Here is a 680-nt window from a genome sequence, read left to right on the forward strand (position 1 = left end):
GTTAATGGCCGCCATCCCGAAGGTGAATTCAGCGTTGATAAAGGTTATGCCTGCGGTTTGTTGCTGGAAAATGGCGGTAACCTGCGTGTACTGGAAGGACATCGCGCGGAAAAAATCATTCTCGATCAAGAGGGCGGCCTGTTGGTTAATGGGACAACCTCAGCGGTCGTGGTAGATGAAGGTGGTGAATTGTTGGTGTATCCAGGTGGGGAAGCCAGCAATTGTGAGATTAATCAGGGCGGCGTTTTTATGCTGGCCGGGAAAGCCAGTGATACGTTGCTTGCTGGTGGCACCATGAATAATCTCGGTGGTGAAGACTCTGACACTATTGTTGAGAATGGATCCATTTATCGTCTGGGGACGGATGGCCTTCAGCTCTACAGTTCCGGTAAGACGCAAAACCTGTCCGTGAATGTGGGTGGTCGGGCTGAAGTGCATGCCGGTACGCTGGAAAACGCGGTAATACAAGGTGGGACAGTGATCCTGTTGTCACCCACCAGCGCGGACGAAAATTTTGTCGTAGAGGAAGATCGCGCACCGGTTGAACTGACCGGGAGTGTTGCATTACTGGACGGCGCTTCAATGATTATTGGTTATGGCGCAGAGCTGCAACAATCAACGATTACTGTACAGCAGGGCGGTGTGTTGATTCTAGACGGCAGTACGGTAAAAGGTGACAG

1 protein-coding gene is annotated in these 680 nt (G+C 51.5%); it reads left to right on the plus strand.

Annotated elements, in window-relative coordinates; all coding sequences use genetic code 11:
- A partial coding sequence (locus tag FMN52_RS19670) for an AIDA repeat-containing protein (RefSeq protein ID WP_205424983.1) occupies nt 1–680 on the plus strand: 680 nt, incomplete at both ends.

It is taken from the genome of Marinobacter sp. BW6 (genome assembly GCF_008107725.1).
Taxonomy (GTDB): domain Bacteria; phylum Pseudomonadota; class Gammaproteobacteria; order Pseudomonadales; family Oleiphilaceae; genus Marinobacter.